This window comes from Streptomyces sp. NPDC046915, from assembly GCF_040644935.1.
In the GTDB taxonomy this organism is placed as follows: domain Bacteria; phylum Actinomycetota; class Actinomycetes; order Streptomycetales; family Streptomycetaceae; genus Streptomyces.
Genome location: NZ_JBEYXB010000017.1, coordinates 88,822 through 113,312 on the forward strand (window position 1 = coordinate 88,822; position 24,491 = coordinate 113,312).

Annotated in this window: 19 protein-coding genes, 2 pseudogenes and 1 riboswitch; of the genes and pseudogenes, 7 read left to right on the forward strand and 14 right to left on the reverse strand. The window is 70.8% G+C overall.

Annotated features, from left to right (window positions below):
* Window positions 1-66 precede the first annotated feature (66 nt).
* From ABZ915_RS35270 to ABZ915_RS35290, 5 genes and pseudogenes are all read left to right on the forward strand, one after another.
* Window positions 67-753, forward strand: coding sequence for a hypothetical protein (locus ABZ915_RS35270; protein ID WP_361811778.1), 687 nt, complete (start codon window positions 67-69; stop codon window positions 751-753).
* Between the two features lie 55 nt (window positions 754-808).
* Window positions 809-1,915: a 23S rRNA (adenine(2503)-C(2))-methyltransferase RlmN gene (rlmN, locus tag ABZ915_RS35275; protein ID WP_361811781.1), complete on the forward strand. Its 1,107-nt coding sequence runs from the start codon at window positions 809-811 to the stop codon at window positions 1,913-1,915.
* A 24-nt stretch (window positions 1,916-1,939) separates the two neighbouring features.
* Window positions 1,940-2,047: riboswitch (TPP riboswitch) on the forward strand.
* A gap of 89 nt (window positions 2,048-2,136) precedes the next feature.
* Window positions 2,137-3,219, forward strand: coding sequence for a thiamine ABC transporter substrate-binding protein (locus tag ABZ915_RS35280; protein ID WP_361811784.1), 1,083 nt, complete (start codon window positions 2,137-2,139; stop codon window positions 3,217-3,219).
* A gap of 50 nt (window positions 3,220-3,269) precedes the next feature.
* Window positions 3,270-4,871 (forward strand): iron ABC transporter permease, encoded by a 1,602-nt coding sequence (locus ABZ915_RS35285; protein WP_361811786.1) that lies wholly within the window; start codon window positions 3,270-3,272, stop codon window positions 4,869-4,871.
* A pseudogene (locus ABZ915_RS35290) lies at window positions 4,871-5,884 on the forward strand (ABC transporter ATP-binding protein); the annotation flags it as partial. The gene ABZ915_RS35285 and the pseudogene ABZ915_RS35290, both read left to right, overlap by 1 nt.
* A gap of 85 nt (window positions 5,885-5,969) precedes the next feature.
* Here the strand turns inward: ABZ915_RS35290 and ABZ915_RS35295 are convergent.
* From ABZ915_RS35295 to ABZ915_RS35325, 7 genes are all read right to left on the reverse strand, one after another.
* Window positions 5,970-6,695 carry an LAETG motif-containing sortase-dependent surface protein gene (locus tag ABZ915_RS35295; protein WP_361811789.1) on the reverse strand — a complete coding sequence of 242 codons (726 nt, stop codon included), beginning with the start codon at window positions 6,693-6,695 and terminating at the stop codon, window positions 5,970-5,972.
* 160 nt (window positions 6,696-6,855) lie between these two features.
* Window positions 6,856-7,980 (reverse strand): Rossmann fold nucleotide-binding protein, encoded by a 1,125-nt coding sequence (locus ABZ915_RS35300; RefSeq protein WP_361811791.1) that lies wholly within the window; start codon window positions 7,978-7,980, stop codon window positions 6,856-6,858.
* A 48-nt stretch (window positions 7,981-8,028) separates the two neighbouring features.
* Window positions 8,029-8,433: a VOC family protein gene (locus ABZ915_RS35305; protein WP_361811794.1), complete on the reverse strand. Its 405-nt coding sequence runs from the start codon at window positions 8,431-8,433 to the stop codon at window positions 8,029-8,031.
* Between the two features lie 87 nt (window positions 8,434-8,520).
* Window positions 8,521-9,786 (reverse strand): hypothetical protein, encoded by a 1,266-nt coding sequence (locus ABZ915_RS35310; protein ID WP_361811797.1) that lies wholly within the window; start codon window positions 9,784-9,786, stop codon window positions 8,521-8,523.
* A complete protein-coding gene (locus tag ABZ915_RS35315) occupies window positions 9,768-10,508 on the reverse strand; it encodes an ATP-binding cassette domain-containing protein (RefSeq protein WP_361811800.1) in 741 nt (246 codons plus the stop codon). The genes ABZ915_RS35310 and ABZ915_RS35315 overlap by 19 nt, the downstream gene beginning before the upstream one ends.
* A 194-nt stretch (window positions 10,509-10,702) precedes the next feature.
* Window positions 10,703-12,085, reverse strand: coding sequence for an aspartate aminotransferase family protein (locus tag ABZ915_RS35320; RefSeq protein WP_361811803.1), 1,383 nt, complete (start codon window positions 12,083-12,085; stop codon window positions 10,703-10,705).
* On the reverse strand, window positions 12,070-12,582 hold the full coding sequence (locus ABZ915_RS35325) for an Lrp/AsnC family transcriptional regulator (protein ID WP_361811806.1): 513 nt from the start codon (window positions 12,580-12,582) through the stop codon (window positions 12,070-12,072). Before ABZ915_RS35325 ends, ABZ915_RS35320 begins: the two co-directional genes overlap by 16 nt.
* A gap of 161 nt (window positions 12,583-12,743) precedes the next feature.
* Here ABZ915_RS35325 and ABZ915_RS35330 point away from each other — a divergent pair, with 161 nt between their 5' ends.
* Both ABZ915_RS35330 and ABZ915_RS35335 read left to right on the forward strand, forming a co-directional pair.
* Window positions 12,744-14,201: a gamma-aminobutyraldehyde dehydrogenase gene (locus tag ABZ915_RS35330; RefSeq protein WP_361811809.1), complete on the forward strand. Its 1,458-nt coding sequence runs from the start codon at window positions 12,744-12,746 to the stop codon at window positions 14,199-14,201.
* A 169-nt stretch (window positions 14,202-14,370) separates the two neighbouring features.
* Window positions 14,371-15,552: a spermidine/putrescine ABC transporter substrate-binding protein gene (locus ABZ915_RS35335; RefSeq protein ID WP_361811812.1), complete on the forward strand. Its 1,182-nt coding sequence runs from the start codon at window positions 14,371-14,373 to the stop codon at window positions 15,550-15,552.
* 11 nt (window positions 15,553-15,563) lie between these two features.
* On the opposite strand, the gene ABZ915_RS35340 is transcribed toward ABZ915_RS35335, so the two are convergent.
* The 7 genes and pseudogenes from ABZ915_RS35340 to glyA form a co-directional block, all read right to left on the reverse strand.
* Window positions 15,564-16,193, reverse strand: coding sequence for a hypothetical protein (locus tag ABZ915_RS35340; protein WP_361811815.1), 630 nt, complete (start codon window positions 16,191-16,193; stop codon window positions 15,564-15,566).
* Window positions 16,190-16,939, reverse strand: a complete 750-nt coding sequence (locus ABZ915_RS35345) for a MerR family transcriptional regulator (RefSeq protein WP_361811818.1) — start codon at window positions 16,937-16,939, stop codon at window positions 16,190-16,192. The genes ABZ915_RS35340 and ABZ915_RS35345 overlap by 4 nt, the downstream gene beginning before the upstream one ends.
* Window positions 16,940-17,056: 117 nt before the next feature.
* Window positions 17,057-17,911, reverse strand: a complete 855-nt coding sequence (gene purU, locus ABZ915_RS35350) for a formyltetrahydrofolate deformylase (protein ID WP_361811821.1) — start codon at window positions 17,909-17,911, stop codon at window positions 17,057-17,059.
* A 55-nt stretch (window positions 17,912-17,966) separates the two neighbouring features.
* Window positions 17,967-18,557: a sarcosine oxidase subunit gamma family protein gene (locus ABZ915_RS35355; protein ID WP_361811824.1), complete on the reverse strand. Its 591-nt coding sequence runs from the start codon at window positions 18,555-18,557 to the stop codon at window positions 17,967-17,969.
* A pseudogene (locus ABZ915_RS35360) lies at window positions 18,547-21,713 on the reverse strand (sarcosine oxidase subunit delta family protein). Before ABZ915_RS35360 ends, ABZ915_RS35355 begins: the two are co-directional and overlap by 11 nt.
* A 19-nt stretch (window positions 21,714-21,732) precedes the next feature.
* Window positions 21,733-22,980 (reverse strand): sarcosine oxidase subunit beta family protein, encoded by a 1,248-nt coding sequence (locus ABZ915_RS35365; protein ID WP_361811827.1) that lies wholly within the window; start codon window positions 22,978-22,980, stop codon window positions 21,733-21,735.
* A complete protein-coding gene (glyA, locus tag ABZ915_RS35370) occupies window positions 22,980-24,314 on the reverse strand; it encodes a serine hydroxymethyltransferase (RefSeq protein WP_361811830.1) in 1,335 nt (444 codons plus the stop codon). The genes ABZ915_RS35365 and glyA overlap by 1 nt, the downstream gene beginning before the upstream one ends.
* Window positions 24,315-24,491: the final 177 nt, after the last annotated feature.

Sequence of the window (24,491 nt, forward strand, 5' to 3'; positions counted from 1 at the left end):
CCGCAACCACCCCTTCCGAACATATGATCATTCCGCCGTGATCCGTGTCCGGGAGGGGTGAGGCGTGTGTGGGGACGTAGGCGTGCCAAGCGGGAGCAGGAGGCGGCCGACGCGGTCGAGGCGCTCGCCGGGAGTCTGAGGTCCACGATCGACTCCGCCGACGAGACGCACCAGGCGCTGCTGGACATGCGGGAGCAGCTGGCGCAGGAGCTCGCGGAGATCGCCGCACTGCTCGGCCACCGCGACGGGATGCCCGTCGACGCGATCCGGCAGCAGACCGATGTGGCCGCGCGGATCCTCGGGGACATCGACCGGATGTCCGAGGAGTACGGCGACACGCGGGCGCTGCTCGTCGGCAAGGACGAGAACGACCTCGACGAGATCATGCCGGCACTCGAGGAACTCGTGGCGCACGCCCAGGGCATGGCGGAGATCGGGGAGTCGTTCGCGGGCCTCATCGAGTCGATGCTGGAGCTGCGGGAGAAGACCCACCGCCTGCGCGAGGACCTGATCCCCCTGCGCGAACGCGTCCACGCCGCCTTCCGCGCGGCCCAGAAGGAACTGGACGCGACCCAGGGCGCCCCCGGCTGGTTCGGCCGCCAGGCGACCCTCGCCGCCCTCGGCGACCGGCTCACCGCCCTGGACGAGGGCCGGGTGATCCCCACCCAGGACCGCAGGGTCAGCGACCAGTACCGCGACCTGGAACGCGACATCGCAGAACTCCGCGACACTCTGGGAACAGGCCCGGCCTGACCGCCCCACCACTCGTCCCGGGCCACCCAAGTCGATCTGCGACACTGGTAAGGCCATGCCTAAGCCCGGAGAACTCATTTTCGTCGCGCCGCGCGGAGCCAAGAAGCCGCCGCGGCATCTCGCTGATCTCACGCCTGCCGAGCGCAAGGAGGCGGTGGCCGAGATCGGGGAGAAGCCGTTCCGCGCCAAGCAGCTCTCGCAGCACTACTTCGCGCGGTACGCGCACGACCCGGAGCAGTGGACCGACATCCCCGCCGGTTCGCGCGACAGGCTGCGGGAGGCGCTGCTGCCGGAGCTGATGACGGTGGTGCGGCATCTGTCGACCGACCAGGGGACCACCCGCAAGACGCTGTGGCGGCTGTTCGACGGGACGCTCGTCGAGTCGGTGCTGATGCGGTACCCGGACCGGGTCACCATGTGCATCAGCTCGCAGGCGGGCTGCGGGATGAACTGCCCGTTCTGCGCGACCGGGCAGGCGGGGCTCGACCGGAATCTGTCCACCGCCGAGATCGTCCATCAGATCGTGGACGGGATGCGGGCGCTCAGGGACGGAGAGGTGCCCGGCGGACCGGCGCGGCTGTCCAACATCGTCTTCATGGGGATGGGCGAGCCGCTCGCCAACTACAAGCGCGTGGTGGGTGCCATCCGGGCGCTCACCGATCCCGAGCCGGACGGGCTCGGGCTGTCGCAGCGCGGCATCACCGTCTCCACCGTCGGGCTCGTCCCGGCGATCCACCGGTTCTCCGACGAGGGCTTCAAGTGCCGGCTCGCGATCTCGCTGCACGCGCCGGACGACGAGCTGCGCGACACCCTCGTACCCGTGAACACGCGCTGGAAGGTGCGCGAGGTGCTGGACGCCGGCTTCGAGTACAGCGCCAGGTCCGGCCGGCGGCTGTCCATCGAGTACGCGCTGATCCGGGACATCAACGACCAGGCCTGGCGCGGTGACCGGCTCGGGCGGCTGCTCAAGGGCAGGCCCGTGCACGTCAATCTGATTCCGCTGAACCCGACGCCGGGTTCCAAGTGGACCGCGTCGCGGCCGGAGGACGAGAAGGCCTTCGTGGAGGCCATCGCCGCGCACGGAGTGCCCGTCACCATCCGGGACACCCGTGGGCAGGAGATCGACGGAGCCTGTGGTCAGCTGGCGGCCACCGAGCGGTAGTCTGTGGGCGTCAAGTACATCTTCATATTCCGACAGGGGAGCGCCACAGCGCTGAGAGTGCGGCAACCGGGCCGCAGACCCTCTGAACCTCGCCCAGGTCATTCTGGGTAGGGAGTTCGGTCATCACTCGAGCTGTTGCGCCCTGCCCGGGCACCGGCGGATTCCTCCGCGGGTCCCGGGCAGGGCCGCGTCTCTTCCTGGTCAACCCCAGGAGGAATCCAGTGCACAACAAGACCTTCGTGGCCGTGGCCGTAGGGCTCGGTCTCGTGGCGCTGCCCGTTCTGACGGGGTGTGGGGCGTCGAACGGGAAGGGTTCGGCGGACTCCAGGACCGTCACCCTCGTCAGCCACGACTCGTGGGCCGTGTCGAAGAACGTGCGGAAGGACTTCGAGAAGCAGTCCGGGTACAAGCTCCGGGTCCTGAAGGACGGCGACGCGGGCCAGGCCGTCAACAAGGCGATCCTGACCAAGGACAACCCGCAGGGCGACGTCTTCTTCGGCGTGGACAACACCCTGTTGTCGCGGGCCCTCGACAAGGGGCTGTTCCAGTCGTACGAGCCCAAGGGCTCCGACCTGATCCTGCCCCAGTACCGCGTCGACCAGGACAAGCACCGGGTCACGCCCGTCGACACCGGCGACATCTGCGTCAACTACGACAAGGCGTACTTCAGCGAGCACAAGCTCACACCGCCGCAGTCGTTCGCCGACCTCGCCAAGCCCGAGTACAAGAACCTCCTCGTCACCGAGAACGCGGCCACCTCCTCACCCGGCCTCGGCTTCCTGCTCGGCAGCGCCGCGAAGTACGGGGACGGCGACTGGCAGGACTACTGGAAGAAGCTGAAGGCCAACGGCGTCAAGGTCGTCGACGGCTGGGAGCAGGCCTACTACCAGGAGTTCTCCGGCTCCTCCGAGGGCAGGAAGGCCGGCGGCGACCGGCCGCTCGTGGTGTCGTACGCCTCCTCCCCGCCCGCCGAGGTGATCTTCGCCAAGAAGCGGCCCAGCACCGCCCCGACCGGGGTGTCGTACGGCACCTGCTTCCGGCAGACCGAGTACGCGGGGCTGCTGAGCAACGCGGGGAACACCAAGGGCGGCAAGGCGTTCCTCGACTTCCTGCTCACCAAGGAGTTCCAGGACGACATGCCGCTCAACATGTTCGTCTACCCGGTGCGCGAGGCCGCCCAGGTGCCGCCGGACTTCGTGAAGTACGGCCCGCAGGCCAAGTCCCCCGAGACCATGGCCCCCGAGAAGATCGCCGCCCATCGCGACCAGTGGGTCAAGTCGTGGACGTCGCTGGTACTGAAGTAGCCACGCCCAGGCGGGGTATCAGGCGGGGAACCGCGGCGCGGCTCGGCCTCATGGCCCTGCCCGTCGCGTTCTTCGCGGTGTTCTTCGCCTGGCCGGTGGCCGCGATCGTGGCCCGCGGGCTGAAGGTGGACGGCGTCTGGCAGTTCTGGCGGATGGCGGACGTCGTCACCCAGCCGGACATCGGGCACGTGCTGTGGTTCACCACCTGGCAGGCGCTGGCCTCCACCGCGCTCACCCTGCTGATCGCGCTGCCCGCCGCCTACGCCTTCGCCCGCCTGGACTTCCCCGGCAAGCAGGTGCTGCGGGCCGTCGTCACGGTTCCGTTCGTGCTGCCGACCGTCGTCGTCGGCACCGCCTTCCTCGCGCTGGTCGGGCGCGGCGGGCTGCTGGACGAACTGTGGGGCGTGCGGCTGGACACCACCGTGTGGGCGATCCTGCTGGCGCACGTCTTCTTCAACTACGCGGTCGTCGTACGGACGGTCGGCGGACTGTGGGCACAACTCGACCCGCGTCAGGAGGAGGCCGCCCGGATGCTGGGGGCGTCCGCGCTGCGCGCCTGGCGGAAGGTGACGCTGCCCGCCCTCGCACCCGCGGTGGCCGCCGCCGCCCTGATGGTGTTCCTGTTCACCTTCACCTCCTTCGGCGTGGTCCAGATCCTCGGCGGGCCCACCTTCTCCACCGTCGAGGTGGAGATCTACCGGCAGACCTCCGAAGTCTTCGACCTGGCCACGGCCGCCGTCCTCACCCTGGTCCAGTTCCTCGCGGTCGGCGTGATCCTCGCCGTGCACGCCTGGACGGTACGGCGCCGGGAGACCGCGCTGCGGCTGGTGGACGCCGCCGTGACCGCCCGTCGGCCGCGCGGCGCGGGTCAGTGGGCGCTGCTGGCGGGTGTCCTCGCCACCGTCGCCCTGCTGTTGGTGCTGCCCCTCGCCGTGCTGGTGTCGCGCTCGCTGGACGCGCCGGGCTTCGGTTACTACCGGGCGCTGACCGACGACGGCGGCGGCATGTTCCTGGTGGCGCCGATCAACGCGATCACCAATTCCCTCCAGTACGCCGTCGCCGCGACCGCCATCGCCCTGGCTGTCGGCGGTCTGGCCGCCGCCGCGCTCGCCCGCCGGGACGCGGGCCGGATCGTGCGCGGTTTCGACGCGCTGCTGATGCTGCCGCTCGGCGTGTCCGCGGTGACCGTCGGCTTCGGGTTCCTGATCGCGCTCGACAAGCCGCCGCTGGACCTCCGGCAGTCCTGGATCCTGGTGCCGCTCGCGCAGGCGCTGGTCGGCGTGCCGTTCGTCGTACGGACCATGCTGCCCGTGCTGCGGGCCGTGGACGGGCGGCTCAGGGAGGCGGCGGCCGTGCTCGGGGCCTCGCCCTGGCGGGTGTGGCGGGAGGTCGACCTGCCGATGGTGCGGCGGGCGCTGCTGATCGCGGCCGGGTTCGCCTTCGCGGTGTCGCTGGGGGAGTTCGGGGCGACCGTGTTCATCGCGCGGCCCGACAACCCGACGCTGCCCGTCGCGGTGGCCCGGCTCCTCGGCCGGCCGGGCGAACTCAACTACGGGCAGGCGATGGCCCTTTCCACGATTCTGATGGTGGTGTGCGCGGCCTCCCTGCTCGTTCTGGAGCGGCTGCGCACCGACCGGACGGGGGAGTTCTGATGCTGCTGAGCCTTGAGGCCGCGACCGTGCGCTTCGGCGGGCGGGCGGTGCTCGACGCCGTGGACCTGTCGGTCGACGAACACGAGATCGTGTGCGTGCTCGGGCCCAGCGGCAGCGGCAAGTCGACGCTGCTGAGGGCGGTGGCCGGGCTGCAACCGCTGGACTCCGGGCGGGTGGTGCTCGACGGACGCGACCAGAAGGGCGTGCCCGCGCACCGGCGCGGGGTGGGGCTGATGTTCCAGGACCACCAGCTCTTCCCGCAGCGGGACGTGGGCGGCAACGTGGCCTTCGGGCTGCGCATGCAGGGGGCGGCGAAGGGCCGGCAGGAGGCCCAGGTACGGGAGTTGCTGGACCTGGTGGGCCTGCCGGGCGCCGCCGGCCGGGCGATCGCCGGGCTGTCCGGCGGGGAGCAGCAGCGCGTGGCGCTGGCCCGGGCGCTCGCTCCCCGGCCCCGGCTGCTGATGCTGGACGAGCCGCTCGGGCAGCTCGACCGGTCGCTGCGGGAGCGGCTGGTGGTGGAACTGCGGGAGCTGTTCGGCCGGTTGGGGACCACCGTGCTCGCCGTGACGCACGACCAGGGCGAGGCGTTCGCGCTGGCCGACCGGGTGGTGGTGATGCGGGACGGGCGGATCGCCCAGTCCGGTGTTCCGCTGGAGGTGTGGCAGCGGCCGGCCGACGAGTTCGTGGCCCGCTTCCTCGGCTTCGACAACGTGGCCGGCGCGACGGTCGCCGGGGAGGCCGCGGACACGCCGTGGGGCAAGCTGCCGGTGCCCGCGGGCGCGCCACAGGGTGCCCGTACGGTGCTCGTCCGGCCCGCCGGTGTGCGGCTCGTCCCGGCCGGCGAGGGTCTGCGCTGCACGGTGACCGCCCGTACGTTCAGGGGCACGCATGTCGCCGTCCATCTCCAGCCCGAGGACGCCCCGCGTCTGGAGGCGGCGTGCGCGCTCAGGGAGGCGCCGGAGGTCGGTGGGGAGGTCGGCGTGGAGTTCGACGCGGCCGAGATCGTCGTACTCGAGGAGCGGCCGCCCGCCGGGGGACGGCAGTGGCCCGCCCCCCGGACGGGGGAGCGGGCCACGGTGGTGCACGAGGAGTGAGGCGTCAGCGACCGCTGCCCGCCCCGCGACGGCGCATGCCGTAGAACACCGCGCCACCGCCGACGACGACCAGGGCGGCCGCGATGCCCGCGATCAGACCGGTGTTGGAGTTCGCACCGGTCTCGGCGAGGTTCGAGTCACCGGCCGCCGGGGACGGCTCGTTGTTCGAGGTGCCCGCCGGGGCGGTGCTGGTGCCCTGCGGAGCCGACTCCGACGCGGACGCGGACGGGGTCGCGGACTCGGCCGGGGCCGAGGCCGACGCCGAGGCGGACTGCGACGGCTTCGAGGTCTCCGTGGCGGGCGCCTTGGGGGTCTCGGGCTCCTTGGTCTGGCAGGCCGTGGAGGGAGTGGTCAGGTTGGGCGAGATGTCCGCGTCGACCTTCTTGCCGGCCTTGACGTGGACGCGGTACGTCGCGTTGGGCTTCCAGTCCTCCGCGAAGGTGACCGTGGTGCCCGTGCTGGATCCCTTGATGTTCTGCGGCTTGCCGATCTGCTTCACATCGGCACCGTTGTTCTCCAGGAACACGGTGATGATGGCAGGGGTGCCTGCGGCGTCCTTGTCGGTGACGACGATGACGCCCTTACCGCCGTCGCACGTGGCCTCGGCGGAGAAGTCACCTATTTCGCAGGCGAACGCGGTGCCCGCGACACCCAGCGCCAGCGCGGCGGAAGCGGAGGCGACACCCAGGACACGCACGGAACGGCGTGCGTTGCGGCGAGTTTTGGACACGTTTGTCCATTACAGAGTGCATAACTGCGGGGGGCTGAAGGGGAGATGACATGACGAAGAGGTGAGGCATCATCAACCCCAAGAGGCTCACAGGTCTATAAGTGCTCCGTAAGGAGTGTCAATGCGCAAGCGGAGCACGTGCGTTGACTTTACCAGCTTATTAACCAACGATACGTTTCAATGCCTCGGGCGCCTCCTCGATCCGGTCAACAAGGGCGATTCGGGACTCCATCGACCGCCCCCGCGCGAGCGCCTGCAACAGCGGCCACACCGGGAGCCGTTCCGTCCAGTGCGCCCGGTCCACGAGCACCATCGGCGTGGGCTCGCCCCGCGACTCGTAGTAGTTCGGGGTCGCGTTGTCGAAGACCTCCTGTACGGTCCCGGCGGCGCCCGGCAGGAACACCACGCCCGCGGTGGAGCGGGCCAGCAGGCCGTCCTCGCGGGTGGCGTTGGCGAAGTACTTCGCGATGTGCGCGGCGAAGGCGTTCGGCGGCTCGTGACCGTAGAACCAGGTCGGGATGCCCACCGACGCACCACCGTCGGGCCAGCGGTCGCGCACCTCGAAGGCGGCGTGCGCCCAGTCGGAGACGGACGGCCGGAACGAGGGGGCCTTGGCGAGGAGTCGCAGCGCCTCCCCGAGCATCCGGTCCTCGAACGGGGCGGAGTACGCACCGAGGTTGGCCGCCTCCATGGCCCCCGGACCGCCGCCGGTCGCCACCGTGAGCCCGGCGCGGGCCAGTTCGCGGCCCAGACGGGCGGCACCGGCGTACGCCTCGGTGCCGCGCTCCATGGCGTGGCCGCCCATGACGCCCACCACCCGTGTGCCGGCGAGGAGTTCGTCGAGCGCGTCGGAGACGGCGTCGTCGTGGATCGCGCGCAGCATGGACGAGTAGACGTCGCCGTCGGACTTCGTCCGCTGGAACCAGTCGTAGGCCCGCGCGTCCGGCGTGGCCTCGTATCCCTCGTCGAGGGACTCGAACAACTCGTCCGGCGTGTAGACGAAGCCACGGTACGGGTCGAAGGGCAGGCCCGGCACGGGCGGGAACACCAGCGCGCCGGCGGCCCGCACCCGGGCGGCGGCCTCGGGATCCATCGGGCAGCCGAGGAAGACGGCTCCCGAGGCGTCCACGGAGAGCAGGACGTCCGTACGGGCCGTCAGATCGACTGCCTGGACACGGAACCGGGCGAGCGTGCCGTGTTCGGCGACCACCTCGTCGAACTCGACGAGCGACTCTATCTCGTGGTCGTGGGCGGCACGGTTGGGCTGGGCGGGTGTCGGATGCACCCGCCCATGCTGGCACAGCCGTTCGCATCCCGGTCCGGGTTCGGCGGCTCAGCCCTGGATCGCCGCCGGGTCCATCCACGTGATCTCCCAGGTGTGGCCGTCGAGGTCGTCGAAGCCCCGGCCGTACATGAAGCCGTGGTCCTGGGTCCGGCCGGCCGTGCCGCCCGCCGCGACCGCCTTCTCCACCAGCTCGTCGACCTTCTCGCGGCTCTCGGCGCTCAGACACACCAGCACCTCGCTGGTCTTGGCCGCGTCGGCGATCTCCTTGTCGGTGAAGGTCGCGTAGAACGGCTTGGTGAGGAGCATCGCCACGATGGTGTCGCTGATCACGACGGAGGCCGCGTTCTCGTCGCTGAACTGCGGGTTGATCGTGTAGCCCAGCTCCGTGAAGAACTTCTTCGAGGCGTCCAGGTCGTTCACGGGCAGGTTCACGAAGATCATCTGCTGGTACATGCCGGTCTCCCGTCGGGGTGCGGTGCGTCGTTACGGCTGATAGACCGGCGGCCGCCGGGAATCTCATCGGTGGCCGGCAGATTTTCTTCAGCGGCCCAGCGGGAGTGCCGCGAGGTGGGCGACCGCCAGGGTGAGCGGGCCGAACAGGGCGAGCAGCGCGCCCGCCCGCAGGGCCGCCGCACCGCGCAGGAGCGTGGCGCGGGCGCCGAGGCGGACCAGCGCGGCGGTGGTGCCGGCCCGGGACTGCCTGGCCTCCACGGCCGCCGTGAGAAGCGTGGCCACCGTGCAGCCGGCCACCAGGAGGGTGCCGAGGCCGGTCAGCGGGCCGAAGGACGGGGCGCCGCCGGCGTACGGGGCCGTCATCGCGTACGCACCGGACGCGACCGCGCAGACGATGCCGAGGGGGCGGCCGACCCGGGTGGCCTCCGCCATCAGGACGCGGCCGGCGAGCAGTCTCAGCGCGCCCGGCCGGACCGCTTGCAGCAGGAGGCCGCACAGGTGGGTGAGGCCGGGGCCCGCGAGGACCAGGCCGGCCGCGGTCAGGGCCCAGCCGGCGAGCACCCCCGCGGGGCTTTCCCGGAGGGGGGCGGGGGCGGCCGGTCCGGCGTAGGACTCCACGGCCAGGCCCGCGGCCAGTACGGCGATGCCCCAGGGCAGACCGCGGGGTGCTTCGCGGGGCGGCGGGGGATCGGTGAGGACGTCGGTCCAGTCGGCGTCCGGGGTCTCCGCCCCGGGGTCGGTCACCTCGTCCGGGGCCTGCCGGGCACCGCCCGCCGGTGTCTGCTCACGGAGCCGGAAGCGTGCCCCGAACCGGGGCGAGACGGGGCGCGGGCGGCGGATGTCCCGGGGGCGCAGTACCAGGGCGGCCGCGGTGGAGGCGATGGCGGGGACCACGGCCAGCAGGGTGAGGGTCGCCGGAACGGGCAGTGGCCGGCCGGCGGCGAGCGACCGCGCGGCGGCGCCGTCGAAGGGCATGCCCGTCACGTCGCCGCGCAGATGCAGGAAGAGCAGGAGCGCCACCGCCGAGCCGAGGGTGCAGGACAGGGCGGTCGTCAGGGCCGAGATCGCCATCAGCCGGGCCGGGCCCAGGCCCAGCGCGGACAGGCCTGGCCGGGGGCGGGTGCCGGGGTCGGTGCGGGCGACGGCCACCGCGAAGTGGACGGTGGCGGCCAGCGGGACCGCGCACCAGGCCAGACGCAGGAGAAGGGAGGCGGCGGGTGCGCCCTGGTGGCCCAGTGCGTAGCCGAAGGTGCCGAGCAGGAGGAAGCCCGTGCCCGCGGCCGCCGTCGCCACCAGGAGGCGGCGCAGCTGGACCGCGGGATGCGCGAGGCGGGTCAGGCGGAGAGCGAGCACGCGGCCCGGCCTTCCGCCTCGGGGGCCTCGGGCAGGTGCACGGTGTGGACGCGCCGGCCGTCCAGCAGGGTCACCGTGCGGTCGGCGAGCGCCGCGGTCTCCGCGTCGTGGGTGGCCAGCACCACCGTGATGCTGTGCGAGCGGGCCGCGGTGGTCAGCGTCCGCAGGACGTGCGCGCGGTCGGCCCGGTGCAGCGGGGCGGTCGGCTCGTCGGCGAAGAGGACCGTGGGCGCGGGGGCCAGCGCCCGTGCGATGGCGACCCGCTGGCGTTCGGCCTGCACCAGCTCGTGCGGGCGCTTGCGGGACTTCTCGCCGACGTCGAGGCGCTCCAGCCACTCCAGGGCCGCCACCTTGGCCCGGCGGCGGCTGGTGCCGCGCAGCATCAGGGGGAGGGCGGTGTTCTCCCAGACGGTCAGCTCGGGGACCAGGGCCGGTACCGGGTCGATCCAGCAGAAGCGGTCCCGGCGCAGCCGTTCGCGCCGCATGGGGCCCATGGTGTGCACGGGCACGCTGTTGAACCAGACCTCCCCGCGCTGCGCCGGCACCAGACCGGACAGGCAGCTCAGCAGGGTCGTCTTGCCGCTGCCGCGCGGTCCGCTGACGGCGAGGATCTCGCCCACCCGCACGCCGAGCGAGACACCGGCCAGTCCCGGCGAGCCGTCGGGATGCACGTAGTGCAGCGAGCGTGCCCAGAGCACGTCGTTGTCCGGCGGGGCCTCCATGGGCGTACACCTCGGTTCTGATCCGTATTTCCCGTACCAAGTCCCTCGTGCGGGGGAACGAAGGCAGGGCCGATCGGTTACCAGGCACGCTAAGGAGCCGGGGCCGCGACGCCGGACAGCACGCGGCCCGGGGTGCACCCTTCTCACTCGTACGGGTGCTCCCCGGGCCGTATGATCGGCTGAATCGCCGGCGGCTAGAGCTTCGTCCACGCCTCCGTCAGCGTCGCGCGCAGGATCTGCTCGATCTCGTCGAAGGTCTCCTGGTTGGAGATCAGCGGCGGGGCGAGCTGGACGACCGGGTCGCCGCGGTCGTCGGCACGGCAGTACAGGCCGTTGTCGTAGAGCGCCTTGGAGAGGAAGCCGTACAGGACGCGCTCGGTCTCCTCGTCGTTGAAGGACTCCTTGGTGTGCTTGTCCTTCACCAGCTCGATGCCGTAGAAGAAGCCGTTGCCGCGGACGTCGCCGACGATCGGCAGGTCGTGCAGCTTCTGGAGGGTCTGGAGGAACGCGGACTCGTTGTCCAGCACGTGCTGGTTGAGGTTCTCGCGCTCGAAGAGGTCCAGGTTGGCCAGGCCGACCGCGGCCGACACCGGGTGGCCGCCGAAGGTGTAGCCGTGCAGGAAGGTGTTGTCGCCCTTGTAGAACGGCTCGGCGAGCCTGTCGGAGATGATGCAGGCGCCGATCGGGGAGTAGCCCGAGGTCATGCCCTTGGCGCAGGTGATCATGTCCGGGACGTAGCCGAACTTGTCGCAGGCGAACATCGTGCCCAGGCGGCCGAAGGCGCAGATGACCTCGTCGGAGACGAGCAGCACGTCGTACTGGTCGCAGATCTCGCGGACCCGCTGGAAGTACCCGGGCGGCGGCGGGAAGCAGCCGCCGGCGTTCTGCACCGGCTCCAGGAAGACCGCGGCGACCGTCTCCGGGCCCTCGAAGAGGATCTGCTGCTCGATCTGGTCGGCGGCCCAGCGGCCGAAGGCCTCCGGGTCGTCACCGAAGAGCGGGGCGCGGTAGATGTTGGTGTTCGGGACCTTGTGGGCACCGGGGACCAGCGGCTCGAAGGGGGCCTTCAGGCCCGGCAGGCCGGTGATCGACAGGGCGCCCTGCGGGGTGCCGTGGTAGGCGACCGCACGCGAGATGACCTTGTACTTGGTCGGCTTGCCCTGGAGCTTGAAGTACTGCTTGGCGAGCTTCCAGGCGGTCTCGACCGCCTCGCCGCCGCCGGTGGTGAAGAAGACCTTGTTCAGGTCGCCCGGGGCGTAGTCGGCGAGCCGCTCCGCCAGCTCCACGGCCTTCGGGTGGGCGTAGGACCACACCGGGAAGAACGCCAGCTCCTGCGCCTGCTTGAAGGCGGTCTCGGCCAGTTCCGTGCGGCCGTGACCGGCCTGGACCACGAACAGACCCGCGAGACCGTCGAGGTAGCGCTTGCCCTTGTCGTCGTAGATGTAGGTGCCCTCGCCGCGCACGATCGTCGGCACGGGGGAGTTCTCGTACGAGGACATGCGGGTGAAGTGCATCCACAGGTGGTCGTACGCGGTTCGGCTGAGGTCCTTTGAGCTCACGGTTATCGGGTTCCCCACATATAGGTCTGCTTCTTGAGCTTGAGGTAGACGAAGCTCTCGGTGGAGCGCACGCCGGGCAGGGCCCGGATGCGTTTGTTGATGACGTCCAGCAGGTGGTCGTCGTCCTCGCAGACGATCTCGGCGAGGATGTCGAACGAGCCCGCGGTCATCACCACGTACTCGACTTCCGACATGCCGGTCAGCGCGTCAGCGATCGACTCGACATCGCCTTCGACGTTGATCCCGACCATCGCCTGCCGGCGGAAGCCCACGGTGAGCGGGTCCGTGACGGCGACGATCTGCATCACGCCCTGGTCGAGCAGCTTCTGGACGCGCTGGCGCACGGCCGCCTCGGACAGGCCCACGGCCTTGCCGATCGCGGCGTACGGCCGGCGGCCGTCCTCCTGGAGCTGCTGGATGATGGCGAGGGAGACGGCGTCCAGCTGGGGGCTGCCGTTCCTGGACTCGCGGGAGTCCCTCTGGTCTGCGCTTCTGGCCACGGGGTCACTGTGCACGACGTCTCGACAGTTCCGCAAGGCCGGATCAATGAAATTCGTTGTTTACGCGCCTGAAGCCTGCGGATTCCGCACCGAACGTGGGATCGGGGGTGTTGAAAACGTCGACTCTCCGATTAGTGTGGGTGTCTCATCCAATGGACACCCGAGGAGGGCCGGCAGTGAGCACCGAGCTGGGACGGCTGCGCAAGCTACGTAACTACATCGCCGGTGAGTTCCGGGACGCCGCCGACGGACGGACCACCGAGGTGGTCAACCCCGCGACGGGCGAGGCGTACGCGACCGCGCCGTTGTCCGGGCAGGCCGACGTGGACGCCGCGATGGCCGCGGCCGCCGAGGCCTTCCCCGGCTGGCGGGACACGACCCCGGCCGAGCGGCAGAAGGCCCTCCTGAAGATCGCGGACGCGTTCGAGGAGCGCGCCGAGGAACTGATCGCGGCCGAGGTGGAGAACACGGGCAAGCCGACCGGGCTGACCCGCTCCGAGGAGATCCCGCCGATGGTCGACCAGATCCGCTTCTTCGCGGGCGCGGCGCGGATGCTCGAAGGCCGCTCGGCCGGTGAGTACATGGAGGGGATGACCTCGATCGTCCGCCGTGAGCCGGTCGGCGTCTGCGCCCAGGTCGCGCCGTGGAACTACCCGATGATGATGGCGGTGTGGAAGTTCGCCCCGGCGATCGCGGCGGGCAACACGGTCGTCCTGAAGCCCTCGGACACCACCCCCGCCTCCACGGTCCTGATCGCCGAGATCATCGGTTCGATCCTGCCCAAGGGCGTCTTCAACGTCATCACCGGCGACCGCGACACCGGCCGCCTGATGGTCGAGCACCCGACCCCGGCGATGGCCTCCATCACCGGCTCCGTGCGCGCCGGCATGTCGGTCGCCGAGTCCGCGTCCAAGGACCTCAAGCGCGTCCACCTCGAACTGGGCGGCAAGGCGCCGGTCGTCGTATTCGAGGACCTCGACAGTGCGGCCATCGCGAAGGCCGTCGAGGACATCTCGGTCGCGGGCTTCTTCAACGCCGGCCAGGACTGTACGGCCGCCACCCGCGTCCTCGTCCACGAGTCCATCCACGACGAGTTCGTGGCCGCGCTCGCCAAGGCCGCGTCCGAGACGAAGACGGGCCAGCCGGACGACGAGGACGTCCTGTACGGCCCCCTCAACAACCCCAACCAGCTCAAGCAGGTCTCCGGCTTCATCGAGCGCCTCCCCGCGCACGCCAAGGTCGAGGCCGGCGGCCACCAGGTCGGCGACAAGGGCTACTTCTACGCCCCGACCGTCGTCTCGGGCCTCAAGCAGGACGACGAGATCGTCCAGCAGGAGGTCTTCGGCCCGGTCATCACCGTCCAGTCCTTCTCGGACGAGAACCAGGCCGTGGAGTGGGCCAACGGCGTCGAGTACGCCCTCGCCTCCTCGGTGTGGACCAAGGACCACGGCCGCGCCATGCGGATGTCCAAGAAGCTCGACTTCGGCTGCGTGTGGATCAACACCCACATCCCGCTGGTCGCCGAGATGCCGCACGGCGGCTTCAAGAAGTCCGGCTACGGCAAGGACCTGTCGGGGTACGGCTTCGACGACTACACCCGGATCAAGCACGTCATGACGTCGCTGGAGGCGTAGGCCTCAGGCGGTTCCGCGGTGACGGTGCGGCCCCGGACCGGGCTTCCGGTCCGGGGCCGCGGCGTGCGCGGTCGCACGGGTGGTGGGATCGACAGGGTGTCGCGTCCGCAGCGGCTCGCTCGACGGGGCGTCCATTGCCCGGGGAGGGCAGGCGCGGCATGCTGCCGGGGTGCCTGCTTCCCACCTGCCCTCCCGCCGCTCCTTGTTGCGCGCCCTCGGTGGTACCGCCGTGTTCGGCGCGCTCGCCGGCTGCGGCGTGCCCGCCGCGTACGTCAAGCCGGGCGACCGTGCCGCCACCGACGCGTCCGCCGGCGACAAGCGGCTGACCTGGGCGAACTGGCCGCTGTACATCGACACCGACGACGACAACCCCAACAAGCGGCCCACGCTGGAGGCGTTCGAGAAGCGCACGGGCATCTCGGTCGACTACGTCGAGGAGATCAACGACAACGACGAGTTCTTCGGCAAGATCAGCCCCGCGCTGATGAACCACCAGTCGACCGGCCGCGACCTGATCGTCGTCAGCGACTGGATGTGCGCGCGGTTCGTGCGCCTGGGCTGGGTGCAGCAGATGGACCGGGCCCGGCAGCCGAACGTGACGAAGTACCTCGACCCGCTCCTGCGCTCGCCCGCCTTCGACCCCGGCCGGAAGTTCACCGTGCCCTGGCAGTCGGGCATCACCGGCATCGCCTACAACCGGCGCAAGCTGGGCCGCGAGATACGCCACGTCAAGGACCTCTGGGCGAGCGACCTCAAGGGCCGGGTGACCCTGCTCTCCGGACTGGACGAGGCGTTCGCGCTGCTGATGCAGGGCAACGGCGTGGACATCACCAAGTGGACGGCGGCCGACTTCCACACCGTCTGCGACCAGGTGGAGAAGGAGGTCCGCCGGGGCCAGATCCGCCGCTTCACCGGCAACGACTACACCAAGGACCTGGTCAGCGGCGATGTCCTCGCCTGCCAGGCGTACTCCGGTGACGTCATCCAGCTCCAGGCGGACAACCCCGACATCCGCTTCGTCGTCCCCGAGGAGGGCGCCGAACTCTGGTCGGACTCCCTGATGATCCCCGACCTGGCCCGCCACAAGGCCAACGCCGAGCGGCTCGTCGACTACTACTACGCCCCCGAGGTCGCCGCCGGACTCGCCGCCTGGGTCAACTACGTCTGCCCGGTCCCCGCGGCCAAGGAGGTCCTGGCCGCCGCCAAGGACAAGGACACGGCCGCTCTGGCCGACAACCCCCTGATCTTCCCCGACGCCGGAATGCGCGAGCGGCTCGCCATCGCGCGGGACATCACGTCCACGGAGCGGGTGGAGTTCACCAAGCGGTGGAACGCGATCGTGGGGCTGTAGGCGGTCCCGCGTCACGCCGACGTGGGTGTACCCCGGGCCGGCACCGGTGCGGTCCGTGCCTGTGCGACGGCGTCGTGGAGGGCCTTGGGGTCGTCCGCGTGGAGCCTGATCACGGTGACGGGACGGGGCGCGCCGAAGAACGTCGGTGCGTCGACCGGTGTGGTCAGTTCGAGGGTGACGGACGTCTGTGAGCCGATGGGGAGGTTCAGTTCGCCGTCCTTCTTCGCGTGGGTGAAGCGTGTCTCGCGGCGGACGGAGGCGATCTGGCCGAGGGGGACGCGGATGTCGACGCCGGCCGCCTGCCGGACGCGCAGGGTTCCCTCCGCGAGGACGTGCGGTCGCGTGACGGACGCGGCGTGCAGGCCGAGGACGAACAGGACGGTGTAGACGTCCACGACCAGGAAGGCGAGGTGGACGGCGGGCCGGTCGGAGAGGAGGCAGGACACGGCGACGGTCTCGACCACGCAGGCGAAGGCGAAGCCGTACATGGTGAGGGCCTGGTCGCGGCCGTGGGTGAAGACCGCGTCGGCGCCGTCGACGCCGTGCGGTCGGCGGGCGACCCATCGGATCAGGCTTTCCATGACGCGCCGCTCGTGCGCGAGGAACCGCAGGACGGCCGCCGGGGGCTTCGCAGGTGTCATGCCGGTCCCTCCTGTCGTTCCGTCACGAGTTCGATCGCACGGCGGACGGCGGCCGACTGGGCCGGAGCCAGGTCCGCGAAGAGAACGTCCGTCAGACCGCCGGTGCCCCTGTCGGGGAAACGCACCGCCAGGTCGTCGGGCACGAGGGCCGCCAGCGCCGTCGCGGCACGAACCACCCGCGGGTCGTCCGGCTGCTCGTCGGCGAGGGCGTCCAGCAGGGCGTACACCTCTCCCGCCTGCTGTGTCATCCCGCGCAGCGTCGCCATCAGCGAGAGCCGTTCCTCCTCGGGGACCACGGTGTCGAGGAGGGCCAGGACCTCCCGGTCCTTCACGGCCATCGGGGAGTCCGGCACCTCGCCGAGACCGGCCAGCAGGCTGGTGAGCTCCGGCGACAACGGTCCCTCGGCGGCGAGCTGTCCGGCCCGTGCCTGGGCCAGCAGCGTGGCGAGACGTGCCCGCCGCTCCCGGACGACCGTCTCCTGCCGGCCGAGGTCGTCGTCCAGCTCCTCCAGGACCTCCACCAGGTCCCGGCCCGCGGCGTCCGTGAGGACGTCCCGCACCTCGTCGAGCCCGAGTCCGAGCTCGGTCAGCCGCCGGATCCGGGCGAGCAGGACGGCGTCCCGGAGGCCGTACTCGCGGTACCCGTTGCCGCGCCGTGAGGGCTCGGGCAACAGCCCGAGCTGGTGGTAGTGCCGCACGGCCCGCGGGGTGATCCCGATGAGGGCGGCGAGTTCGCCGATTCGCATGGCCTCAGTGAAAACCATGACGCTGCGACAAGGTCAAGGTCGGCCTGAGCGGCAGGAGGCAGGAGGCAGGAGGCAGGCGGCAGGCGGCAGGCGGCACGACCGGCCGGCAGGTCGGCGTCAGCTGAAGACCACGGTCCGGTTGCCGTGGATCAGGACGCGGCCCTGGCAGTGCCAGTTGACGGCGCGGGCCAGCGCCAGGCGTTCGGCGTCGCGGCCGACGGTGACGAGTTGGTCGGCGCCGGCCCGGTGATCGACCCGGATGATCTCCTGCTCGATGATCGGGCCCTCGTCCAGATCCGCCGTGACGTAGTGGGCGGTCGCGCCGACGAGTTTCACCCCGCGGCGGTGGGCCTGGTGGTACGGCTTGGCTCCGGCGAAGCTCGGCAGGAAGGAGTGGTGGATGTTGATGGCCCGGCCTTCGAGCCGCTTGCACAGGTCGTCGGAGAGCACCTGCATGTAGCGGGCGAGGACGACGAGGTCGATGTGGTGTTCCTGCACGAGGGCGAGCAGCCGGGCTTCGGCCTGCGGCTTGGTGTCGGCCGTCACCGGGACGTGCTCGAACGGCACTCCCTCGGCTGCCACCAGTGGCTCCAGGTCGGGGTGGTTGGAGACCACCAGGACGATCTCGGCATCCAGGGCGTTGCTGCGCCAGCGGTAGAGCAGGTCGGCCAGGCAGTGGTCGAACTTGGACACCATCACCAGCACACGCGGCCTGAGAGCGGCGCTCCTGAGCTGCCACTCCATCCCGGACTCGGCGGCCACGGGGGTGAAGGTCTCCCGCAGACGCTCCAGGGTGACCTCGGTGTCGGGGGCGGTGAAACTGGTGCGCAGGAACACGATGCCGTGGTCGGCGTCGTCGAACTGCTGGTGCTCGGTGATGTCGCACCCGTGCCCGAGCAGGAACGAGGTCACGGCGTGCAGGATGCCGGGGCGCTCGGGGCAGCTGAGGGTGAGGACGAACTCGGTCTTCATACGGGGCTCCTCAGCACTCGACGACGTCGAGGGACGGTGAAGACGCTGCTGCTCATCAGCTGTTCTCCCGGTATTCCGTGCAGGCGTCGGCCAGCCAGGCGGCCAGGTAGGAGGCGAACGAGGAGCGGACCAGCAGCCAGACACCGGAGGCCGCCTCGTCGCGCACCACGAGGGTCACCGGGGCCTGTGCCAGCAGCGTGGTCAGGCAGGAGCCGGCGGGTGTCACCCGCGGATCCAGATCGATGGCACAGCCCTGGGCCAGTACCGTGCGGACGAGGTGCCCGGACAGGGCCAGCGTGGTGCGTTGCGCCGAGACGTCGGTGACGGTGGCGAACTCGTCGCCGATGGCCGAGCGCAGCCGTGCGAGGAGGTCGTCCTGCCGGCCGGCCGGAGCCACCAGCAGCCATTCGTCCGGGCCCATCCACAGCACCTCGACGTCGCCCGACAGCTCGGCGCGCAGGGGACCGGGCAGGGTGGTGCCCAGGCAGGACTCGACGGCCTTCGCCGCCGCGCCCCCGGGCTTCAGGCGGAGGGTGAGCTGGGTCAGGCAGGGCAGTTCCCGCACCTGGAATCCGGTCGGCAGCTGCGCGAAGCCGTCCTGCCACTCGGACAGCGGGCTGAAGCGAGCGGGTGTCTCAACCGTCACGGCGAGTTCCCTCCTTGTCGAAGAGCACAGGGTCGGTCACGGTCACCGGAACGGTCCGGCCGTCCAGGGGCACGTAGAGGGTTTCGCCGATGCGCCGGGTTCCCGAGCGCACCAGGGCCAGGGCGAACGTCCGCTTCAGGGCGTCGCTGCGGTAGCTGGAGGTGACGTGGCCCAGCATGGGCACCGGAGGCGCCGGGATGTCGCTGGTGGCGATGATCTGGGCGCCTTCGGGAAGGAGCACGCGCTCGTCGGCCGGCAGCAGCCCCACCAGTTGCTTGCGGTCCTCGCGCTGGTTCTCCACCCGGGTGAAGGACCGCTTGCCGACGAAGTCCGGCTTCTTCTTGGACACCACCCACGACATGCCCAGATCCTGCGGGGTGATGGTGCCGTCGGTGTCCTGCCCGATGATCGGGTAGGCCTTCTCGGCGCGCAGGACGTGCATCGTCTCGGTGCCGTACGTCGTGATGCCGAACGCGTCACCGGCCGCGAGGAGGGCCTTCCACACGGTGATGCCGTACCAGGCGGGCACGTTGATCTCGTAGGCGAGTTCCCCGGAGAAGCTGATGCGGCACACGCGTGCCGCCACCCCGGCGACGGTGGTGTCCCGCCAGGACATGAAGGGGAAGGCGTCGTTGCTCACGTCCAGGTCCGGGGCCGCCAGGGCCAGCACGTCGCGGGAGCGGGGGCCGACCAGGGGGATCGTCACCCAGTGCTCGGTGACGGAGGTGAGGTGCACCCGCAGGTCGGGCCACTCCGTCTGGAGCCACTCCTCCATCCATTCGAGGATCTTGGCCGCGTTGCCGGTGGTCGTGGTCAGCAGGAACTCCTGCTCGGCCACCCGGATCACGGTGCCGTCGTCGATGGCCATGCCGTCGACTCCGCACATCACGCCGTAGCGGACCCGGCCCACCTTGAGGGTGCTCATCAGGTTCGTGTAGAGCCGGTCCAGCAGTACGCCGGCGTCCGGGCCCTGCACATTGATCTTGCCGAGGGTGGAGCCGTCCATCATCGCGACGCCGGTGCGGGCGGCCCGGCACTCGCGCAGTACCGCCTCCTCCATGCTCTCGCCCGCCTGGGGGTAGTACCAGGGGCGCTTCCACTGGCCGACGTTCTCGAACAGGGCGCCCCGTTCGACGTGCCAGGGGTGCAGTGCGGTCACCCGGACCGGATCGAAGAGTTCCCCGCGGTTGCGGCCGGCGAGGGCGGCGAAGGAGACCGGCACGGCGGGCGGGCGGAAGCGGGTGGTGCCGAGGTCGGCGACGTCCACCCCGAGCGCCTCGGCGACGATGCCCGAGGTCATCACGCCCGAGGTACGGCCCTGGTCGTGGGCGGTGCCGATGGTGGTGTACCGCTTGACGTGCTCCACCGACCGCAGGCCCGCCCCGGTCGCCCGCAGCACGTCGGAGACGGTGGCGTCGCGCTGGAGGTCGACGAACTGGTTCGAGCCGTCCTGGCCGCCCTGGTCGTCCTGCGGGCTCGGGACCCGCCAGAGCACCCGCGTGGCTGCTCCGTCCGGGAGCGGGACGGTGGTCGGCAGAGCGATCATCGAGCCGGTCCTGCCGAGGGCCGACAGGGCCTGCCAGGCGGCGTCCACGCCGTCGGCGAGACAGCCGGAGAGAGTGAACGTACCGCCGGCCGCCCCTGCCGTACGGATGTTGCCGGGCGCGTCGGCGGGGACGAAGGCGCCGATTCCGGCGTCGTAGCGCAGGGTGCCGCGGGCCTGGCTGAACAGGGCGACCGCGGGGTTCCAGCCGCCGGAGACCAGCAGCAGATCGCAGTCGACGCCCTGCCGCTCGCCGAGCTGTCCCCGGCCGAAGGGGGCGACGTGGGCCCGGGTGACGCGCTCGATGCCGCTGGTGCCGGTGACGACGTGGCCGGCGCGGACGCCGATGCCCCGTTCGTCGCAGGCGGTGCGCCAGTGCGCCGGCACCTCCTCGCGTGCGTCGATCACGGCGGTGATCCGCACGCCCGCGTCGGCCAGTTCGAGTGCGGCCGGGTAGGCGCTGTCGTTCGTGGTGAACACGACGGCCCGCTGTCCGGGCAGTACACCGAAGCGGTTGAGGTAGGTGCGGGCCGAGCCGGCCAGCATGATCCCGGGGCGGTCGTTGTTGTCGAAGGCGACCGGACGCTCGTAGGCGCCGGTGGCGTACACGACCTGCTGGGAGCGGATCCGCCAGATCCGCTGCCGCGAGACGTGGGCGGGCGCGGCGGCACCGAGGTGGTCGGTGCGCTTCTCCAGGGCGAGGACGAGTCCGTCGTCGTAGTGGCCGAAGGCGGTGGTGCGTCGCAGGATCCGTACGTCGTCGATGTCGCCGAGTTCCGCGACGACTTCGCTGACCCACGAGAGCGCCGGTGCGCCGTCGATCAGTTCCTGGCTGCCGAGCAACGACCCGCCCGGCTGCGGGAGTTCGTCGACGAGTATCACCCGGGCTCCGGTCCGGGCGGCTGCCAGCGTGGTGGCCAGTCCGGCCGGGCCCGCGCCGACGACCAGGAGGTCGCAGTGGGTGTGCATGGTGTCGTAGCGGGCGGTGTCGGGCTGGCTGCTCAGCCGGCCCTGGCCGGACAGACCCCGGGCGACCAGGCCGTCGTACAGCTCCACGGTGGTGGCCGTGAGCATGGGCTCGGGGAAGGGGGCCTCGATCTGGACCAGCGCGTTGGGTTCTTCGGCTCCGGCGGCCAGGAATCCGCGCGGGCGGCCGTACTTGATGCTGTCGGCCACGTGGTGCACACCGTTGGCCAGCAGGGCCGAGGCGAGGGTGTCGCCGGGGTGCCCGGTGTAGGCGGTGCCGTCGAAGGTGAAGGAGAGGGTGGTGCCGCGGTCGACGTGACCGTGGCCGGGGGCGCGGAAGGGGGTGTTCATCGGCTGGCCTCCTGGCCCTTCGGGACGGCAGGGCGCTCGGCACCGCTCTCGTAGACGGCGAGGAACTCGTGGGTGACGGTGTCGCGCAGGGCGTTGAACCAGCGCCGGCAGCCGGCCGAGTGCACCCACCGTTCGGCGAACGGGCCCTTGGGGTTGTCGCGGAAGAAGACGTACTGGGCCCACTGTTCGTCGTCGAGGGCGTAGGGGTCGTCGGGGTAGGCGACGTGCGCCTGACCGCCGTAGTGGAACTCGATCTCCTCGCGGTCACCGCACCAGGGGCAGGTGATGAGTTGCATCGGGGTCTCCCAGAGGGTTTCAGTGCGCGACGGCGGCCGCGCCGTGCTCGTCGACCAGGGCGCCGGTGGTGAAGCGGTCGAGCGTGAAGGGCGCGTTGTAGGGGTGCGGTTCGCCGGTGGCGACGGTGTGCGCGAAGCACCAGCCGACTCCCGGTGTGGCCTTGAAACCGCCGGTGCCCCAGCCGCAGTTGAGGTAGAGGTCCTCGACGGGGGTCAGGCCGACGATGGGGGAGGCGTCGGGGGTGGTGTCGACGATGCCGGCCCAGGTGCGCAGCATGTGGGCGCGGGCGAAGACGGGGAAGAGCTCCAGGGCGGCGGCCATCTGGCGCTCCAGGATGTGGAAGGCGCCGCGCTGTCCGTAGCCGTTGTAGCTGTCGATGCCGGCACCCATGACCAGCTCGCCCTTGTGTGCCTGGGAGACGTACACGTGGACGGCGTTCGACATCACCACGGTCGGGTGGACGGGTTCGAGGAGCTCCGAGACCAGCGCCTGGAGGGGGTGGCTCTGGAGTGGCAGCCGCAGCCCGGCCATGGACGCGAGTACGGAGGAGTGACCGGCCGCCGCGAGCGCCACCTTCCCGGCAGCGATGTGGCCGCGCGTGGTCTGGACCCCGCGCACCCGGCCGTCGGCGATGTCGAGGCCGGTGACCTCGCAGTCCTGGATCAGGTCGATGCCGTACGCGTCGGCCCTGCGGGCGAAGCCCCAGGCCACGTAGTCGTGCTTGGCGATGCCGGCGCGCGGCTGGTAGGTGGCGCCGAGCACCGGATAGCGCACGTCGGGGGAGGTGTTGACGATGGGGCAGACCTTCGCGACCTCGTCCGGCTCCAGCCACTCGGCGTCGATGCCGTTGAGCTGGTTGGCGTAGACGCGGCGCTTGCTGTCGCGGATGTCCTGGAGGGTGTGGGCCAGGTTGAGCACGCCGCGCTGGCTGAAGAGGATGGGGTAGTCGAGGTCCTCTTCGAGGGTCTCCCAGAGCTTGAGGGAGTGCTCGTAGATGCCGGAGCTCTCGTCCCAGAGGTAGTTGGAGCGGATGATCGTGGTGTTGCGGGCCATGTTGCCGCCCGCGAGCCAGCCCTTCTCCAGGACGGCGACATTGGTGATGCCGTGGTTCTTGGCCAGGTAGTAGGCGGTGGCCAGGCCGTGCCCGCCGCCACCGACGATGACGACGTCGTACGACGGCTTGGGGTCGGGGTTGCGCCACAGGAAGCCGGGGTGGTCGGGGAGGACGTCACCGGGCGTGGCGGGGGCGTTGTCGCGCGGGTGCATCACTGAGCAGCCTCCTCGGCCACGAGCCGCGGGTCGACGGGGTAGAGCGGGAAGCGGTCGGTCAGGACCTGGACGCGCCGGCGCAGTTCGGCGGCGACCTGGTCGTCGAAGCCGGGCAGGAACGCCGTGGCGACGATGTTGGCGACCTCCGTGAACTCCTGTGCCCCGAAGCCGCGGGCGGCCAGGGCCGGGGTGCCGATGCGGACACCGGAGCTGACCATCGGCGGGCGCGGGTCGAAGGGGACGGCGTTGCGGTTGACGGTGATGCCGATCCGGTGCAGCCGGTCCTCGGCCTGCTTGCCGTCGAGTTCGGAGTGGCGCAGGTCCACCAGGACCAGGTGCACGTCGGTGCCCCCGGTCAGCACACTGACTCCGGCCGCCTTCGTGTCCTCGGCCAGCAGCCGCTCGGCCAGGATCGCCGCCCCTTCCAGGGTGCGGCGCTGACGGTCCGCGAACTCCGGCTGGGCGGCCATCCTGAACGCCACGGCCTTCGCCGCGACGACGTGTTCGAGGGGGCCGCCCTGCTGGCCCGGGAACACCGAGGAGTTGATCTTCTTGGCGAGTTCGGCGGTGGACAGGATCACACCGCCGCGGGGACCGCCGAGCGTCTTGTGGGTGGTGGTGGTCACCACATGCGCGTGCGGTACGGGGGAGGGGTGCAGACCGGCGGCGACCAGGCCCGCGAAGTGGGCCATGTCGACCATCAGGTAGGCGCCCACCTCGTCCGCGACACGACGGAACTCCGCGAAGTCCAGGTGGCGGGGGTAGGCCGACCAGCCGGCCACGATCAGCTTCGGCCGGTGCTCGTGGGCGAGCTTGCGGACCTGCTCCATGTCGATGCGGTGGTCGTCCTCGCCGACCTGGTAGGCCGCCACCTTGTACAGGCGCCCGGAGAAATTGAGCCGCATGCCGTGGGTGAGGTGGCCGCCGTGGGCCAGATCCAGCCCCAGGATCGTGTCGCCGGGCTGGAGCAGGGCGGCCATGACGGCCGCGTTGGCCTGCGCGCCGGAATGGGGCTGCACATTGGCGGCTTCGGCCCCGAACAGTTCCTTGACGCGGTCGATCGCGATCTGCTCGATGGCGTCGACGTGCTCGCAGCCGCCGTAGTAACGGCGCCCGGGGTAGCCCTCGGCGTACTTGTTGGTCAGCACCGAGCCCTGGGCCTGCATGACGGCGAGCGGTGCGAAGTTCTCGCTCGCGATCATCTCCAGCGTGCCGCGCTGCCGGGCCAGCTCCGCGTCGATCGCCGTGGCGATCTCGGGGTCGAAGTCGTTGAGCCGAGCGCTGAGAACCGCGGATCGGGCCGCTTGCTGGTCGGGGGCGTGGGCAGTCATGAGAACTCCCTGGAGACCGACTGAAAGGCGACTGATATATCAACCTGTTGTTGCGCTACGCTAAGAGGACGGATCGGCCGGCGTCAAGGGAGGGTTTTACGTGACTTCGTCGACCGTCGCTGGTCAGGGAGCCGGTCAGGGAGCCGGTCAGGAATCTGGTCGGAAAGCCGGTCAGGG